The organism is Haloarcula amylovorans (assembly GCF_004681185.1).
In the GTDB taxonomy this organism is placed as follows: domain Archaea; phylum Halobacteriota; class Halobacteria; order Halobacteriales; family Haloarculaceae; genus Haloarcula; species Haloarcula amylovorans.
In genome coordinates, this window is the sequence record NZ_SRIF01000015.1 from 16,178 (window position 1) to 32,539 (window position 16,362).

General features: G+C 60.5%; 23 protein-coding genes. 20 read left to right on the forward strand and 3 right to left on the reverse strand.

What is annotated here, in order from left to right; all coding sequences use genetic code 11:
* The first annotated feature begins 7 nt into the window (after positions 1-7).
* From E4S61_RS24110 to E4S61_RS24205, 20 genes are all read left to right on the forward strand, one after another.
* Positions 8-307: a hypothetical protein gene (locus E4S61_RS24110; RefSeq protein WP_135306330.1), complete on the forward strand. Its 300-nt coding sequence runs from the start codon at positions 8-10 to the stop codon at positions 305-307.
* On the forward strand, positions 300-728 hold the full coding sequence (locus tag E4S61_RS25755) for a hypothetical protein (protein ID WP_167768629.1): 429 nt from the start codon (positions 300-302) through the stop codon (positions 726-728). Before E4S61_RS24110 ends, E4S61_RS25755 begins: the two co-directional genes overlap by 8 nt.
* Complete coding sequence (locus E4S61_RS24120) at positions 725-931, forward strand: hypothetical protein (protein ID WP_135306332.1); 207 nt, start codon at positions 725-727, stop codon at positions 929-931. The genes E4S61_RS25755 and E4S61_RS24120 overlap by 4 nt, the downstream gene beginning before the upstream one ends.
* Positions 924-1,115: a hypothetical protein gene (locus E4S61_RS24125; protein ID WP_135306333.1), complete on the forward strand. Its 192-nt coding sequence runs from the start codon at positions 924-926 to the stop codon at positions 1,113-1,115. The genes E4S61_RS24120 and E4S61_RS24125 overlap by 8 nt, the downstream gene beginning before the upstream one ends.
* A gap of 154 nt (positions 1,116-1,269) precedes the next feature.
* A complete protein-coding gene (locus tag E4S61_RS24130) occupies positions 1,270-1,944 on the forward strand; it encodes a hypothetical protein (RefSeq protein ID WP_135306334.1) in 675 nt (224 codons plus the stop codon).
* Positions 1,941-2,156: a hypothetical protein gene (locus E4S61_RS24135; protein WP_135306335.1), complete on the forward strand. Its 216-nt coding sequence runs from the start codon at positions 1,941-1,943 to the stop codon at positions 2,154-2,156. Before E4S61_RS24130 ends, E4S61_RS24135 begins: the two co-directional genes overlap by 4 nt.
* Positions 2,156-3,166, forward strand: a complete 1,011-nt coding sequence (locus tag E4S61_RS24140; RefSeq protein WP_135306336.1) for a hypothetical protein — start codon at positions 2,156-2,158, stop codon at positions 3,164-3,166. Before E4S61_RS24135 ends, E4S61_RS24140 begins: the two co-directional genes overlap by 1 nt.
* Positions 3,163-3,570 carry a hypothetical protein gene (locus E4S61_RS24145; protein WP_135306337.1) on the forward strand — a complete coding sequence of 136 codons (408 nt, stop codon included), beginning with the start codon at positions 3,163-3,165 and terminating at the stop codon, positions 3,568-3,570. Before E4S61_RS24140 ends, E4S61_RS24145 begins: the two co-directional genes overlap by 4 nt.
* Positions 3,560-3,970, forward strand: a complete 411-nt coding sequence (locus E4S61_RS24150) for a hypothetical protein (protein WP_135306338.1) — start codon at positions 3,560-3,562, stop codon at positions 3,968-3,970. Before E4S61_RS24145 ends, E4S61_RS24150 begins: the two co-directional genes overlap by 11 nt.
* Complete coding sequence (locus E4S61_RS24155) at positions 3,967-4,467, forward strand: hypothetical protein (RefSeq protein WP_135306339.1); 501 nt, start codon at positions 3,967-3,969, stop codon at positions 4,465-4,467. The genes E4S61_RS24150 and E4S61_RS24155 overlap by 4 nt, the downstream gene beginning before the upstream one ends.
* Positions 4,464-4,862: a hypothetical protein gene (locus E4S61_RS24160; RefSeq protein WP_135306340.1), complete on the forward strand. Its 399-nt coding sequence runs from the start codon at positions 4,464-4,466 to the stop codon at positions 4,860-4,862. The genes E4S61_RS24155 and E4S61_RS24160 overlap by 4 nt, the downstream gene beginning before the upstream one ends.
* Complete coding sequence (locus E4S61_RS24165; RefSeq protein WP_135306341.1) at positions 4,859-5,668, forward strand: hypothetical protein; 810 nt, start codon at positions 4,859-4,861, stop codon at positions 5,666-5,668. Before E4S61_RS24160 ends, E4S61_RS24165 begins: the two co-directional genes overlap by 4 nt.
* Entirely contained in the window at positions 5,661-5,996 is a 336-nt protein-coding gene (locus E4S61_RS24170; RefSeq protein WP_135306342.1) for a hypothetical protein, read from the forward strand. Before E4S61_RS24165 ends, E4S61_RS24170 begins: the two co-directional genes overlap by 8 nt.
* On the forward strand, positions 5,993-6,319 hold the full coding sequence (locus tag E4S61_RS24175) for a hypothetical protein (RefSeq protein WP_135306343.1): 327 nt from the start codon (positions 5,993-5,995) through the stop codon (positions 6,317-6,319). Before E4S61_RS24170 ends, E4S61_RS24175 begins: the two co-directional genes overlap by 4 nt.
* Positions 6,316-6,534, forward strand: a complete 219-nt coding sequence (locus E4S61_RS24180) for a hypothetical protein (RefSeq protein WP_135306344.1) — start codon at positions 6,316-6,318, stop codon at positions 6,532-6,534. The genes E4S61_RS24175 and E4S61_RS24180 overlap by 4 nt, the downstream gene beginning before the upstream one ends.
* A 104-nt stretch (positions 6,535-6,638) precedes the next feature.
* Entirely contained in the window at positions 6,639-8,081 is a 1,443-nt protein-coding gene (locus E4S61_RS24185; RefSeq protein WP_135306345.1) for a hypothetical protein, read from the forward strand.
* A complete protein-coding gene (locus tag E4S61_RS24190) occupies positions 8,078-9,247 on the forward strand; it encodes a hypothetical protein (protein WP_135306346.1) in 1,170 nt (389 codons plus the stop codon). The genes E4S61_RS24185 and E4S61_RS24190 overlap by 4 nt, the downstream gene beginning before the upstream one ends.
* Positions 9,248-9,320: 73 nt before the next feature.
* A complete protein-coding gene (locus E4S61_RS24195) occupies positions 9,321-9,563 on the forward strand; it encodes a hypothetical protein (protein WP_135306347.1) in 243 nt (80 codons plus the stop codon).
* A 417-nt stretch (positions 9,564-9,980) separates the two neighbouring features.
* Entirely contained in the window at positions 9,981-10,184 is a 204-nt protein-coding gene (locus tag E4S61_RS24200) for a hypothetical protein (protein ID WP_135306348.1), read from the forward strand.
* Between the two features lie 257 nt (positions 10,185-10,441).
* Positions 10,442-11,971: a hypothetical protein gene (locus E4S61_RS24205; RefSeq protein WP_135306349.1), complete on the forward strand. Its 1,530-nt coding sequence runs from the start codon at positions 10,442-10,444 to the stop codon at positions 11,969-11,971.
* A 652-nt stretch (positions 11,972-12,623) separates the two neighbouring features.
* Here the strand turns inward: E4S61_RS24205 and E4S61_RS24210 are convergent.
* From E4S61_RS24210 to E4S61_RS24220, 3 genes are read right to left on the reverse strand one after another with little or no spacing between them, the layout of a single operon-like run.
* Positions 12,624-13,583: a minichromosome maintenance protein MCM gene (locus E4S61_RS24210; RefSeq protein ID WP_135306350.1), complete on the reverse strand. Its 960-nt coding sequence runs from the start codon at positions 13,581-13,583 to the stop codon at positions 12,624-12,626.
* A complete protein-coding gene (locus E4S61_RS24215) occupies positions 13,580-16,030 on the reverse strand; it encodes a hypothetical protein (RefSeq protein ID WP_135306351.1) in 2,451 nt (816 codons plus the stop codon). The genes E4S61_RS24210 and E4S61_RS24215 overlap by 4 nt, the downstream gene beginning before the upstream one ends.
* Positions 16,027-16,362 (reverse strand): hypothetical protein, encoded by a 336-nt coding sequence (locus E4S61_RS24220; protein WP_135306352.1) that lies wholly within the window; start codon positions 16,360-16,362, stop codon positions 16,027-16,029. Before E4S61_RS24220 ends, E4S61_RS24215 begins: the two co-directional genes overlap by 4 nt.

Below are 16,362 nucleotides of genomic sequence, written 5' to 3' on the forward strand. Positions count from 1 at the left end.
GGTCAGGGTGACTGAACAATCTACGGACGGCATGACCTACGCCGATCTTGAGCATGAGGCACAGATGCTCTTCGACCGTGCCGCGGAACGGATTGACGAGAAGGACGACGAAAACGACGGGCCGGCGTGGCGTGACTGCCATCCCGAGTACCTCGCCGAGTGTGCTGATAGTCACCGGCCGCTGGGCGAGGTCGTGGAAGACGGCGATGCCGACGAGGTGCGAAAGGAGGCAGCCGACCAGCTCAACTACCTGCTGATGACGCTGTCGCAGATGCCTGCTGGCAACAGAGGCGAGCGGGATGTCTGAATATCTGTTCCGCGCTCGGTGCGGTATCTGCAAGACGTCGAGCGAGTGGGTTGAGTCAGCTGACGATGCCCGAGAGTGGCGATTGGACCACTTCGACAGCGAACATCCAGACAACCCCATGGCTACCGAAAACTGCGCTATCCAACGGTACCCTGTTGACGAGATAGCGATGACTGATGGCGGTCAGTCTGCAGACGATATTGAACAATTGGCCTACGCTGGCTGGGCCGAAGACCGAAGCGAGCGAAAGACTGTGACGATTACCGCTGTCGCATCAGACGACGAAGGCCTGACGGAGATCGACAAAGAGGCGATGGAGATAGAGATGCCCGCCCGCGGCTGTCTCAAACTGGAGATAGACGGCGAGGAGATTAGTCTCGAACCGAACAGTCTCGACGGAAACCCGCGGGTGGAACGATGAGCGATACTGACCGAACTATGGACAAACGTGAGTACCAACTCGAACAGGACGGTATCCAGTTAGACGTAGAAATCACGGGCCGATGCACCGTCTGCGAAACGGAGCTAACGAACGCCGATTTCGGCCCCGGAATCAACTGCCCCGAGTGCGGGACGGGATACGGCGCTCGACATGAGATAATGCGGGTGAGCCGAGATGACTGAGGGCGAGACTGACCGCGACCTGTCCCGCTGGTACGACGTGGAGTGTAGCTGTGGCTGGTCGTCCGAGTTCTCGTCTCTTGGCGGCGCGGAGCAAGAGGCGATGAGTCATCAAGACCACGCGATGGGGATGCGACACACTATCGAGATTCGCCGCCAGAGCGACGGTAAGATGGTGGGGCCATGAGCGACGCTGACCGTCACGACCCGTACGTCTGTACGGGCTGTGGCAAGTCGATCCCACCTGGTTCCCCGCACGGAGTGATTGGGTTTTCTACAGTCTGTAGAGACTGTTACAACCAGTATTGTGACACGGCCACTGACCGCTCGGAGGACGGCCGATGAGCGGCACTGGGCAGCCGACGCTAATCGATTACGCCGAGAGTGAGGGGACGACTGACGAGTACGAGACACGCTACGTTGGGAGGCCTGATGACGGCCATCTCTACAAGGTCAACGAGATCGATGACTATTGGCGTGGGACTCGGAAACGGGGCAGAGACGGTTACTGGCCGATCTATTCTCTCGTACCAGCTGGCCGCCTATCTATCATCCTTGACGATAGCGCGGATGCCGTTGAACACGGCTGGCCGACTGGCGAACCACTCGAGACAGGTGTCTACCTCACCGGTCGGGAGAACGTTTCAGATACGCACCCACCACACCCAATGGCAGTCGATGACGAGTGGTTACAGTTTGGTGCAGAGGCGTGTCTTTGGGCAGCTGCCGGCATCTGTCCCGAGAAAGAGATTGTCGCGATAAGAAAAGGCTCGTGGGGAGCTACGCTACTCATCGCTGTTCGCGACGGCGAACGGAAAACGCTCTACAACGGCACCGACTCGGACAATCCTGTGCCATATCCAGATGAACAGCCCGACCTGTTTCGCGGCTTCCACTACATTCGTCAGGATACGGCACCTGTCAATATCTATACCGAGGCCGAAGCGCCTCGGTTTGATATCGCCGACCTGAACAGCCCACTCAGTGCGGTCACCGACCAGGAGGGACTGGAGTGACGGACCATCGTCACGATACCGACCGCATGACGACGGTCGTCATTGGATCCTGCCCGAACGGATGCCAGGGCTTCGAGATGGAGACCGAGGGTCCGGACTCGAACGTCGATGCGTACATCGAGCGCCTCAAAGAGACCTTCGGCGAGTGTTCGGACTGCGGCGCTGATATCGGATTCCTTCGGCAGGATGAGCAAAGCGAGGTGTTGGACTGATGGAGTCCGAACAGGCCGCTCTCGATACCTACCGAGAACTGAACCGCTACGACGACCGGCACAAGGACTACCGGTCGTCGGCCGTCTACGAATCTCCTCGTCGAACGGTCGGCAACCACTGGATGAAGTTCCACGCGACCCGGGACTGTGGTACCGGGAAGGTCTACTACATCGAAAGTACGACACGCGGGACAGCTAGCGAGAAGTATGGATTCGACCTTCGGTGCTGGGACTGTGGCCACCGCGTCGACGAGGACGAAGTCCTGTTCATCGGCGGTGACTGGTACGGACAGGAGGGTATCCTCGCCTACGGCGATACTGCTGACAAACTCAATCTCCCGGCCGATCGCGTGCTCGACCTCGGACCGGACCCCGATCGCGAGGAGCTACTGCACGCGCTCGAACTGACGCACATCGAGCAGAAAGTCGGCCCATTCGCCGGCGGGCCACTCCGTCCCGAACAGGGGGGCGAGTGCGAGGACTGCGACCACGCTGTCCCGCTCCTATTCGGCGATTACTGTCGGATGTGCTACGACGGCGAGTGGACCGAGCGGATGCAGAACGCCCTGAAAGCCTACGAGCGAAAGATCCGCGTGTGGCACAACGACAGCTTCGTCCATCGACTCGAAAGCCACGTCGACCCGCTATCGACGAAAGGTCGGGCCTTCGAGGATAAGGTGCTGTGGCGGCGCCGTGACGATGAGGACACTACGAAACTCGTCGTCGTGAAACAGTGCCTCCAGGACGACGCCGACGGCCACTGGGAGTACGTTCTGACGGACCTCACGCACACGTACGAGTGGCGGTATCATGAGCACGACCTCGCCGACTGTTTCTGGGATACCTGCCTCTACGACCGCGAGCAGGGCCAGCCGGGACAGGAGGGCAAACTCCGCGAGACGCACCAGCGCGTCTGTGACCACTCGTTTCACACCGTCTACGACACAGAGACGCTCGAATCAATCGGCGAACAGTGCAGCAAATGCAATCTGAAGCGAGGGAACAAATGAGCCAATTCAGCAGCGAGAACATTGAGACCGGCACAAAACTGATGCGAAGTCCCGTGACGGATACCGTCTACCTCGTCACGCGGTGGGTGAACATCGAGGGCAACAAAGAACGTACGCTCGAAAAAGAAGAACTGTCGAGTCCGCCCCACGACTACACGCTCCCTGCTGTCGAAGGCCTGGACACGCGCCCCGTCGGCCCACTCGGCGACGAACCCAGCGACTCGCATCGGACGGTCGCTATTGGGTTCTGTCCTCGCTGTGGTGACAACTGCCGAGCGACGACGGCCATACGGGGCCTGTTCGTCTGTCGCTACGGCTGCGGCTACCAGTGGCACGACGATCGCGTTGGGGAGCAACAGCGCAATATTGAGGACTACTTCTCGGAGGTCGACGATGCCGAGTGAGCAAGACGGCGCGGCGTATCACGAGGGCGAACCGGTCTCCGATTACGAGACGAAAACGGCGCTTCTCGTCGCCGGCCTCAAAGACACGGTCGCAGTCGAAGGCCACGGCGAGATGACTGTGGTCAAGCGCAACGACTGTTACCTCGGTCCCAAGCTGACGCTCGTCGACGACAACGAGCAGAACTGGCGTGTCGTTCCGGCAGGATTCGCGGCCGATCCCGAACTCTGGAAGGCAGTAAGCGACGATGACGGCTTTATCGAGGGCTGGGAGCGCGTCGGCAATGTCTCGCTCGAAGTCGTTGACGTTGGAAAGGCCACGCAGTGCAAGTGCGGCGAGATACTACAGAACCGCCGCGAGAAGTCGATGGCGCTGGTCGCGGGGGTGTGCCCGCACGAATGACGGACGAAACATCCGAGGACGAACTTCCAGAATCATCGAGGGTCGAAGCCGTATTTGTGACTGGGATTAGCGTTGTAGCTGTCGTCGCTGCGGTGGCTGCGGGGTTCTGGTTCGTCAACAACGCTGCTATCCTCCAGGGTCCTGAAATGGCGTGTTCGGACGTTCCGGTCGAGACTGCGACCGACGCTGAGACGGTTCTATTGTACGATGCCGAACCAGACGGCTTCTTTGACGATACTCCTGGGAGTGGGTATTTCGCTGTGTTCCCGAACGGGACCTACGCCGCGACCGGCCCGCTCCAGTCCTTCGACGGAACCCTCGCACAGCATTACACGGATCTGTCTGTCGTAACGGGCTCTGAGCGGTATCTCCTCGTCGACCAGAACGACGGTGAGATACTCCGCGGACCTGCGAACCAGTCGGATAGCTCTCTGACGTTCTTCGAGACCCGGGAGGAGTACGATATCTACGACCGATGTGAGGTGCAGGTGGCATGACAGACAACACAGCATTTATCGTTGGGTTCTCCGCGGTCGGCTTGCTGATTGGGATTTCGACGTTGACGATGGCCGTGTGGGGGTTCGTTCTGGCAGACGAACCTACGCGGACCGAGTACCACTCCTACGTCAATAGCTGTGACGAGTTCTACGAAGACAATGCCGGTGAACCCTACCGAGTCCGAAACGGCACCGAGTACGAGATAAAGACCGTCAACAAAGACGACCTTCGAGAGTGCCAAAACACGACGTACGCCGAGTATAGACAGGAAAAAGCGGGGATGTTCTTAGCCACCCCGTTCTCTATCAGGCCCTTTCTGTTCTGGGCGCTCGCTGGTATTGCAGCCACCACTCCCGCAGCATTCGAAATTCGAAACATGGTAAGAGAAACATGAATACACAAACCTGCCACCACTGCGACGACTCGTTCGAAACGCGGGAGAACTGGCTGTTCGACCACGAGACGTGCCCGGACTGCTTTGAGTTCCCGGACGTCGCTCCCGACAACCAGCCGATGCCCGACGAGTTCAACGTCTATCTCGTTGGCCGCATCCAGACGATTCCGAAGTCGGGCGCTGAGGAGAGCTACTTCCGCGTGGCCGCGCGTAGCGAGCACGAAGCGATGTGGTTCGCCGAAGCGTATCTCGAACTGGAGTACGATGGGAGCGGGGGCCGACTCGCCGATCTCCTCATCGAGGACGGGCGGGCGAACACCAACATGAACCCTGACTTCTCGGTGACGAAACTCCCCAGCGCTGCGTGGCACGACGGCTATGCCGTCAAGAAACTCAGCTTCCGAAGCACCTCCGGCGACGGCAGCACACAACGCGATCTCGGCCCGAACACGACCGACCAATTCTCGAACATGCGCGCAGACGAGTATCAGGACGTCCTCGTCCACACGACCGACGAACAGATAGCCCACAAGCGACGGGAGAACGTTCCCGACGGCTACCGCTGCTACTGGACGGTGAATGGAACCCCGCGACGGACTCGATACGGGCAGCGAATCTGGTTCGAGACAGATGGCCGGATTGTCGCCGGCGGCACCATTGATGGCGTCGAGACTGGCCGCATCTGGTTCTCGCCGCTGGAGCGTGTCGACATCGAGCCGCCGACGGACCCACCGACGCGCGGGTTCACGTACATCGACCCGCTGGAGAAAGGCTCGACAGACTCGCCGGAGGTCCAGAATGGGTAACGCGCCCGACGATAGCGACGATATCGACGACTATGATTCGATAGCGGAGTACGTCGCCGACGCGATGGCGGCGGGCCACACTATCGACGGCGACGACCTCGAAGGCCGGGACTGCCAATACTGTGAGGAGCTAATTCCGTTCGCCGACTGGCCAGAGAGCGTCGTGACGTGGGATATCCGGATACAGGAGCCCGGAGAGGAACCTTCGGACTACTACGGCCGACACTACTTCTGCTCGAACGAGTGCCGACGCCAGGCCCACCAAGACGCTGAGTGGTCGGCCAGCCACGAGGCGATTCACGAGGACGAATTGGAGGGTCGGGTTTGAGCGAAGAACAGGCCGAAAGGCCGACTCAGACCCGCGAGCAGGCTGCTCATCCAGGTATTGACGGGACGTGGCACCACTACGGCCGCCTGCCGTGGTGGTCGCCAGAAGACCTCTACGATGATGGTTACGCACGACCACAGTGTCCTGCGACAATCGCGTCGAGCCCCGGCGGCCACAAGTGTGGAGTCATCTGCGAGCGCATCAACGACGACGAGGGTCGCGGGGCGTGGTTCTGTTTCCAGCACGGTGACTTCCGTGTCTTTGACTGGCCGCGAGAATCGGGACGGACCGAACAGACATTGCTGACGGAGGTAGGAGTGTGAGCGAGCGACAGGCTGACAAAGCTGGGCAGCTGCCCGACGACCCGTTCGCGTTGGTGCGCTCGATACTGTTCATCTGGCTCCTCTCGCCACTCCTCATAATCGCCGAGGTCGCGGGCCCGGGAAGAAAGCTAAACGACGGACAGCTACTCGTGACTGCTGTTTGTGCGGCCTCTTGGTGGGTTCTCATCGCTCTGGGCGCGTTGGGTAATATCTGAGCGACAGAGTGCCGATCTGCTATTATCTATACCGAGATATAGCTACAGGCTATGCTTGATGCAAAGTTTTATAATGGTATAGCCACAAGCTATGGGTGTAGACAATGACGGAACTCAAAATCGGCGGCTCCAACATGACGGTCGAACTGCGCGACAACTCCCTGTACGCCGAATCGAACACTGGAAACAAGCAGTGGGTCGCTGTCATCACCGACACGGACCCGACGTACAACTACGAGCGCGAGTTCGTCGCCTACCAGAAGCCCAAGACGTCGAACCGAGACAGCGGCTCGGCGTCTGTCGAAGACGGCGCTGTTATCGAACGCGTGCGCTACACGCACTCGGGCAAGAACCGCAAAGACCAGTTCTTCCAGTTGGTCGACGGCGGGTCCTACCAGATCGACGAGGCCGACGTCGAGGCCGCGCTCGACGGCGAAATCATCCCGGATATCGAGCCCGGAACCCACGAGTGCGAGGAGTGTGGCGATGAGTTCGATAGCGAGCACGGGCTTAGCATCCACGAAGGCATGGTCCACAGCGAGGACGAAGACGAATCCGCCGAACCCAACGCTGGTGCAGAGACCGACGGCGTCGCGGAGATCGTCGCCGACGGCGGCGAGACGGACATCCGCTCGAAGCGCGACCTCGGGCAGAGCGATGAGCTTGTTCGCGAGTACAGCGCCGACGGCAACCTCTATGCCTACCGTGAAGACGGCGAGCACGTCGTGGTCTCTCGGGGCAACGAACCGGCGACGCGCTGGACGAAACGAACGCCTGCTGAGCGGACGGCTGTCGTGCCCGGACAGCAGCTGTGGACTATCCCCGACAACTGGGACGAACGCGCACGAATCAAAGGCAACGCCGAAGAGCGTTACGCCATCTACAGTATCCCGGAGACCGGCGTCGACGTCCTCCTCCAGGTCGCGCACAAAAACCACCTCGTCGATGCGTGGCACTCCATTCAGTCGATCGGCCAACTGTCTGTGACCTACGCCGACTCTTGCGACTGGGATGAGCTAGCCGACGTGATCGCGGCCGTGCAGGGAATTGACGCCGTGGATGAATTCGTGGTGGACGCACTCGACCGTCTTGCTCGCCGAAGCGGCCGCTTCGAGCGAGAGTTCGCCGATGCTGTTGACGAGCTCGCTGAAGATGCACTCTTCAGAAGCTCTCACGGTGACACCGTGCGATTGGATACGTGGACGTCCGAACCGTGGGGCGATACGTTCGACGTCGAGGACCTGGTCGGTGATATCCTCGGCATCGACGGAGAGACGCTGGAGGGCGTGATGCGCGAACTGAACGAAGCCAACATCATCCCACGATACCCGACGGTTCGTATTGACGTCGACGACGGCGAGGGACTCCCTGACGAGTTTTACCTGCGCGGGCTTATCCAAGCCGGCTGCTCGCCACCCGCAGCTGTGGACTACCTGATGACGGAGATCGAGGGCCTGTCCCAGACCGAGTGGGCTACCGAACGCGGGAAGGCCCAGCCGAGTATCAGCAACAACGTCACGAAGGCTGAACGCCTCCTAAAGGCATGAACCGGACACTCCTCGAAGAGGGCAACAAGCGCTGTCCGGTCTGCGACGGGCAGAAGGAACGACTCAGCCGCCACTGGTCGTACTGCGAGTGGCCGGAGATATCCGAGGCCGGCCACGACCTACTGACGGGCATCCTGCTGGGCGGCGGGTCGCTCCTCGGCAACGGCGACGCCAAGCACTTGGTGGTCAAAACGACGAATGAAGCGCTTGCTCGCTGGCTGTTCAACGAACTGGGCTGGCTCGCACATTCTCTCCGGCGGAAGACGGAGGACGGTGCCCGAGAACCGATCTATATCGTCCGCACGCACGCCCACGACGAACTTCGGCGCTACCGAGCAGCGTGGTACGTGGATGGTCGCAAGCAACTCCGTAGCGACGTTGACCTGTCGCCGCGATCGGCGCAGGTCTGGTACGCGCTCGCCGGCGGCATCGAGTGGAGCGGAGACTACGATAGCCAGTTCCGACTGACATTCTCGGCCGAGGCCGACGAACGGGCAGCGGCTATCCAGTCTGTTCTGGACCGTGCTGGTTTCGAGAGCAAGCGTTTGGACCGTCGAGTCGTGCTGTACGCCGACGAAGCGAGACGGTGGCTTGCGTTGACCGCGCCGCCCGTGGCCGGCGTCGAGTACAAATGGCAGACAGACCAGCCGGTATATCGAGCGCTCCGGACCGATCCCGGCGACGAGATGGAGTACAGGACTGTGCTATACAAATCGGCGCTGTCGATTGCCCGGAAGCGAACCGCTGGCGAGCTCACGCCCGAGCGCTTCGAGGCCCGCGTCGACGGGATCTCCGCGGAGGATGTCTCGGACTGGCTGGCCGGCGGGTCGTGGGAGAGCGCCCTTTCCGTCGCTGGCGTAAACTCGGGGGAGCAAGAACGGGAGACGGCGACGCAACAGCCCCGGATCGAGGACGGTCCGGGAGCGGGAGAGTGGGCAGGCGAGTATTCTGACGAAGAGATTCGGTCTGCAATGAGGCAGGCGGCCGCCGACGTGGATGGCCGTCTTACTCAGCAGCGCTATGAAGACTGGGCAACTGACCGGGATGTCCCGACTCACAGTACAATCTGGTCCCGATTCGGGTGGGGACCGCTGGCGGACGAATTGGGGATTGAGGTTGGCGAGCAAGGCCGGGGGACAGAGTCCTCCACTGATACCGATGACTGACAGATACAAATCCAGAGATGAGGTTGTTCAGACTGTCGAAGAGTCTAAGGAACAGGATGGAGATTACTAGATAATGACAGACACGAAACGCCGAGTCTTGAATGTCCTCCTGTCCCAGACCAGCGGGCCCCAGCCCGAGTGGGCGCGCGAGCGAACGATTCGAACCGTCGCCAGCTCCCACGCAGGCATCCATCCTGACGACGTCCGGGACGCGCTCGCAACGCTTGTTGAGGAAGGCCGTGTCGAGTATGACAATGGTCGCTACCGGCCAGCGGACGGCGTGAAACGGCAGCCGCACCCGGGAGAAATAGAGTGACAGAAGAAGAGGCTCGCCACAGACATCACGTAAGCTGTTCAAGTTGCGGTCGCGAGCATCGGGAACCAGACGTTTCCTACCTTCCGATTCATTACGTGATGCACCTGATTTTCTGTCGAACGGTCCTAGAGCACACGGTCACCAGAAAAATCGAACTCGTTTGCTCCGAGTGTGGAGATCGTCAAGCGTTCGACTCATTGTGGTCTGTGCCAGGATACAAATGGACGCATACGCGCCTCTGCGGAACGACTCCAGAAATCCGCGTTTCTGAGTCGGAAAACTCTGATTTCTCGGCGGCTTGACTGCAGCTACCCTGTAGTAAAAACAGACAACTGGGAGAACGTCCCCATCTGCCGGTCTAACCTATCTTCGGTTAGGGGAAGGAAGAATTTTGACCCTCGGGCTTTCCCACCTTGTGTGGCGGTAAACACAGGAGGTGTTGGAATCCTCGAAAAGGCACTCTCGCTATTGGGTAGCGGGCCCTGGAAGTTCCTCACGGCAGCGGTAGTGGGCATCACCGCAATAGCGAGCGCGTCTCCCGGTACAGCATCGCAAGCGTACATCGTGATCGCCGTGGCCATCCTTGTGGCAGCGGTCATCGCGGCGGTCACAGCGGATTAGGCACTGTGCTCTAACACAGTGTCTGTCGGCAGTATCTTTGTCCGCTTTCATGAATCTTCGGCTCGAGACTGTTCGTACTGACTTCAACCTCTCACACTAACCAACGCTTACCGTAGTTAGCCGGTTTGTGTTGGTTAGCTCGAATACAGCCTGAAACAACCCGGACCCCGGCGTCGGGAGCTTTACAGTCGCATCTCTCGATAATTTGACTATGTACTGTATCGCTTCAATCAAACATACAGCTTCTACCGAGGGCGATGACCGATAGCCCTGCGTCCCTGCGCGAGCGCGTGAAGCAACGAGCGAAGGAACTCGGCGTCGATCCCGACGCGCTGCTCATCCAGAGCCGACGTCGGGACCCGATGTACAAGGGCACCAGCGCCGACCACGCCAAAGCCGAGTGGTTCGCCCAACTGTGGAAACAGGCCGTCGCTGGTCGCGAAGCCGATCGCATCCATATCCGCGGTGTCCACTACTACATCGTGATGAGCACGACCGAGGAGTCCCGACTGAATCTCGACCAGCTTCCCGTCGAGTTCGATGCCGGCGAACTGGACCGCCTCCAGGGCCCGGTCGAACCTCCGACGAACTGCTCGTGGGACGTCTACCAGAACACCGACCAGTGCTACGACTATCTGGAGTCCGCGGGCACGCTCGCACGCATTCTCGGGTATATCCCACTCGGTGGCATCTACGACAACAAGCACGGCCAGCGTGTCATCACGCAGTACGGCGAGCATCGAGAGACGGCGGACGTCGGCGATATCTCTATCCCGTCGGGCGTCACCCTCCCGACGCTACCCAACAGCGGCGATCGTGGCGAACTCGCCTTCGACGGCCCCGACGACGTCGCCGAGTACATCGCCGACAACGTAGCCCGATCGCTCGCAGAGCAAATCGAGTTCGACACGGCCAGTCAACAGCCGTTCCACGTCGAACTGTGGTGTGAGAAGGGGCTGCCGGACTACGTTCACACCCTCGCCGGGGACCTGCAGGTCAACGTCGTGGTCGAAGGCGAGGGCGACCTCTCGTTGACCATCGCACACGAGTTCGTCGAGCGAGTCAACGCGGCCGGGAAGCCCGCAGTCATCTGCTACCTCTCCGATTTCGACCCCAAGGGCGACAACATGAGTAGTGCGATGGCCGGGAAGGTGGCGTGGCTAGACGAACGCGGCGACCTCGAACATCGCGTCTGTATCGAGCAGGTCGCGGTCACGCAGGACCAGGTCGAACAGTTCGGCCTCCCGCGAAAGCCCATCAGCGAGTCTGACCAGACCGGGACGGGCGGGAAGGCCTACGACACGCTTGTCGACGAGTGGGAACAGCGGAAAGGAACTGGGGCCTGTGAACTGAACACGCTCGAACAGATCCCTGACCTCTACAAACACATCGTTCGCGAGGGGATTGCTCCCTACCGCGCCGGCGACCTCCACGAACAGAACGCCCATGCGCTCAACGGGTGGGTTGATGACGTACGAACGACGCTGGTCGACTCGCTCACCGAGGCCGGCGTCCAGGAGGACGTCGACGAGCTCGAAGACTGGCTGGCCGAGTGGAACAACTACCTCTCGGACCTTGACCCCGTGTTCGATCGGCTCCACGATATGCAAAAGCGAGGCGAGTATGCTGAGTGGGTCGACCAACTCGAGACGACCGTCGACGAGACCGAGTGGCCGACGGTCACTGTCCCGGAGGGCGAGCAACTATTTCCCGACGACCCGCTGTATGATTCCGAACGGGACTACGCAGAGAACGTCCGTCGCGTCGAGCAGCACAAACAGGGCTGACCTCACCGAACTACGAGGTCATCGTCTGCGGCCCGGTTCTTCTCGTCGATACCCTGGGGGTGAAGGGTCACATCATGCAGTTCTCGATGCTGCCAGCAGCAGTCTCGGTTCGGTGGCCGGCTGCGGCTGCATCGATCGCCGTCGTTCGTCGCTGCTCGGCACTGCCCGCTCGATAACTCAAATCCCAGCAGCGACGCGACCCCCAGAACCAACACGATCGGGACGAGAGCCAGTATCGTAGCGACGACGCCGTGGGTCCAACCCGGGAGGATAGTGTTCGCGACCAGCCAACTGGCCGCGTAGACGGACGCAATAGTACTGAAACGAGTGAGTGTTCGAAACTGGTCGTCGTTCATCGGCTGAGGAGTGGGGTTCGTATCGGAGGACTTGGTCTTCGGGAGTCGACGGACACCACGGTGTCGGTCCGCCGAGAAAAGATTCTACTAGTAGCGACAGGCGCTACGTCGTACGCGCGTACGATGCAGGCGCGACTGGACGCGAGGACTTGCTCTCTCAGTCTCCTGTCAGAGATGTCTCGGTAACAGCAGAAGATGCCATAATTAGCCAAGATAGAATTCTCGCAGAAGTCTACTTACCAAGTGGACCTCGTTTAGACTCCGACTCATCTAAGACTGTTCTGACAGCGAGAGAACTACTCTGCGACCATCAGCTTCTCCCCGGCGATCTCGTCAACGTCACCCTCCTCGATAGCCTCATCAAGCGCTGTCTCAACTTCACTCCGACGGATGCCCTCGTCTTCGATGGCGTCCAACACATCGGCACGTGACGCACCGAAATCGCTGGCATCATCTTCCTGCTGGACGCGCACCTCGTCGACAACCATCTCCTGCAGTTCGCCGGGCGGGAGTTCGTCCATCAGGACTCCCTCTTCGTGGTTCTCGATAGCCCAGACATCAAGATACGTCGAGAGAACGGAACTATTCTGGAACGCGCCCGAATCGTAGCGACCGACCAACGAGACCTCGTCGCCGGGACCGAGGCGATCGACGAGGTCTTCCTTGAGCCGTATCTTCAGGATGACAGTGTCGCCATCAAGATTCGTGTCGACACGTTTCAATTCGACCTCACGGACGTCCTTCAGCTCGGACTGCGCTCGCTGGAACAGCCAGTTGCTCTTCTTACCGCTCTTCTCACAGCCCATGCACTCGACAGGACGCATCATCGGGCCGTACTGCTGGGGAACGCGATTTAGCGTCCCACAACGCCGACACTCAAATACTGCGAGCGTCGCGAGCGGTTTGACCGGGTCTATTTCGGCGACCTCGCCAGTGACGCCGATGGCCGTCCCGAGGTGCCGAGTTCGAAGCTTCCCAACACGATAGATTCGGTCGTCGGGGATGTTGTGGATCCGGACGGCGACCTCGGGCATGCTCACTTCGTCCCAGGCGTGGACCGCTTTGCTCAGTTTCTTTCTCGTGTTCCGCGGGTTCAACAGTAGACCTTCGGCGATATCAGGCGCGACGTGGTGAATCCGCTCCCAGTCGAATCGCACCGACCGGTCCTCTGGATATGCGTTGTTGGTCTGCCGGACCTCCCCTTCGAACGTGTCGGTAACGAGATTGACGTAGTCCTCTGGGATGTCTTCGGTCACGCGTCTACCTCCTGTAGCTGGGATTCAATCTTGTCCCAGTCTAGGGAGGCAGCCTGTTTCCCAATGGGACTGATACGATACGATTTGCCGTCTTTCTTCCAACATTCCTCTAACTTCGAATCGTCCGACCAGTAATTCTTGAATGTCGACTTTGCATAGGGAACGTCCTCTGCGATGTCTTTTGCGTACTTGTACGGGCCATTCTCGTCCAGAGTCTCTACGGCAGTGATGAGGTTCTCTCGAGTGTCTTTCCTCGTCGAGAGCCACGACTGTACTGGCCCGGGGATACCGTGCTCCTCAACGAGATCCTGAATGGCGGCATCCGCGTCGTCGGCACCGAGCGTGACACTCCGCTGGCGGTGTCCAGTCCCGGTCGGCCGGAGCAACAGGTCGTTCGGGATATCATGCTCGCGTCGGGCCTCGAGTGCGGCATCAACCCACTCGCGTTGTTCTTCGGCAGTCGCTTCCTCGAATCGGTCGGCGTCACGGTCGTAGGTATCTGCGGCCTCACAGTCTACGCCATCGAGGTCGGACGGCAGCAGGAACCACGTCCCGATATCGGGCTTGTCGGCGACTTCGTCAATCTGTGCGATATCCAGCCGGGCGACGTCGACCCACCAGCCGGGAAGGTTGCTGTTCGGCCCACGCCACGAGTCACGCTCGTGCTCGCGAACCCGCGCACCCCACGCGACCCCGTAGCGATCGCGCCAGTGCCGGTCGCCGAGACCAAGGCCACAGGGAGCGCCCCGCAACTCTATGGGCCAGTGCGCCCCGCCCTCCGCGAGCAGCATCCCCTGCCCGATGGAGAACTCGGCGAGCTGGTCTTGCTGCTCGTAGGAGAAGTGATGGGTCTGGTCCAGCGTGTCGATCTCGTCGTCACCCAACTGCAGGAGAATCTTGATGGCGATGTTCGACCTGACTGGCTTGTAGACGTCGTTCCACTTCTGCGTCGACCCGAGCAACAGAATCCTTCGAGAGCCGCCCTGTGTCGTGAGGAAGAAAATCGTCTGCCGAAGCGTCTTGATATCGTCTTTGTATCGGACGTCAGCCAGCTTCGACGGCGCGATGTTCTTCAGTTCCCGAACCTCGATGCAGACGCGAGGGAGTCGCGGGTTCTGGTCCCGGGCCTGGTAGATGAGCCGCAGCCACAGGTCCATGATGACGTACTTCAGCGGCTCCAGCCCCGAATCGAGGAAGTTGCAGCACAGAACCGCTGCCCGCTCACGGTTTCGGATGATGCCCTTCATATCCAGATTTGTTGACGCGGATGGCGAGGCGATGAGTCCCTCCGCGGCGAGTTGCCCCAGCCGCTGGGCCGCTTTCTCGAGGGCGTCCTCGGCGTCCATCTGGTACCGGGCGGTGTAGGTCTCCGTCGTCGCCTTCCCCGGCGACTTCTCTTCTTGCTCAGTCCACTCGATCGTTGCCTCCATCTCCCGGCTGTAGACCTCCAGCCGCGAGACGAGCTCGGAGACGTTTCCGGTGCCGTCTAGCGTCTCGTCGAGCGCCTTCTTGATGCGGGCCTCCACGGTCTCGTCGCTTTTCGTGACGCCGGCGAGCCGGAGGATGAGGTGGGGCGTCAGCGAATCGATGCCGATGGTGAACTGCTTGAAGTTCCCGGGTAGCATCTCGGGAACGCCACTCATCGCCGGAACGTACACGTCGGCGGCCATGGCGGTCGGCTCCTGTCCCATTCGCTTGAGGTTCTGCTGGATGACGTCCTCGTCGTTGGGAATCGCGACCATCGGCGTCTCCATCCGGCCGTCGTCCATGATGGAGATGTACTTGTAGCCATGCTCAGCGTGCAAGTTCATCCCCGCAGAGACGAGCGTCGAGTCCTTCCCGCGGCGCGGGAGTGCCACGGCGCCGATGTGGTCACAGGACTGATGCGGGAGTTCGACGGCGCGGTCGTCGAGCGCCTTCGCCGAGTCGTGACCGATACGAATCCGGCCGATCGGCGTCGGTTGGTCAGTGGTCGTCCGTGCGCCGGGTTCGTCGATACTGTCGAACCTGACAGGCGCGTACCGTGAGGGGTCCATGATAGCGGAGATGTAGTCTAGGGCTTCGGCGATCTTCGCGAGCGTGACGAACTCCGTCGACGGCGAGGGCGGTTGCTTGCCCTGGTCGCGGAGTCGGCACTGCTCGCGAAAGTCGAGTTTCGTCTCTCGGTCGAGACGGTCGTCGGCCGGGTGCAACAGGTCTGGCAGGCTGTCGGCCTGTCGGAGATGCCAGTGAGCAGCGAGCAGGAGGTTCTCGGCGTCGTGAATACCGTCCCCCTCGAAGGCCTTCCGCAACTGCATCACGAGTTGCCGGACGACCGACTCGTGTTCGAGCTGCTGGGTGGCCTGCTGGTTCTGGAGGCCCTTCTTCGCGACGCGTTTGACGACCTCGTCGGGAGAGTAGCGGTCGGTCGCCTGCAGGTCGGCGTACTTGCTGTCACTCCCGCTCATAGGCCGGTAACACCCTCCGACGCCGCGTGGTTCGTCGTCTGGAGCTTCGACTTCCGGCGCTCGATGCGGCGCCGTCGCCGCCGATCGAGCCGACGGTCGATGCAGCCGTCGACGAACTCCGCCGCCTCGTCGTCGAACTCACAATCATCCACCGGCCAGCCGAAGGTCTCGGACGCCACCTCGAACACTTCGAGACCGTCGATGAGGATGGCGTAGCCGTGCGTTCCGTCAACGAGTTCGACGGTACGGTCTTCGTCGAACGCCTGGCGAATGATATCGGCGAGTTCGATGCGATACGTCGGTCGGATAGCCTCTCGTGTTGGTCCTCGCAT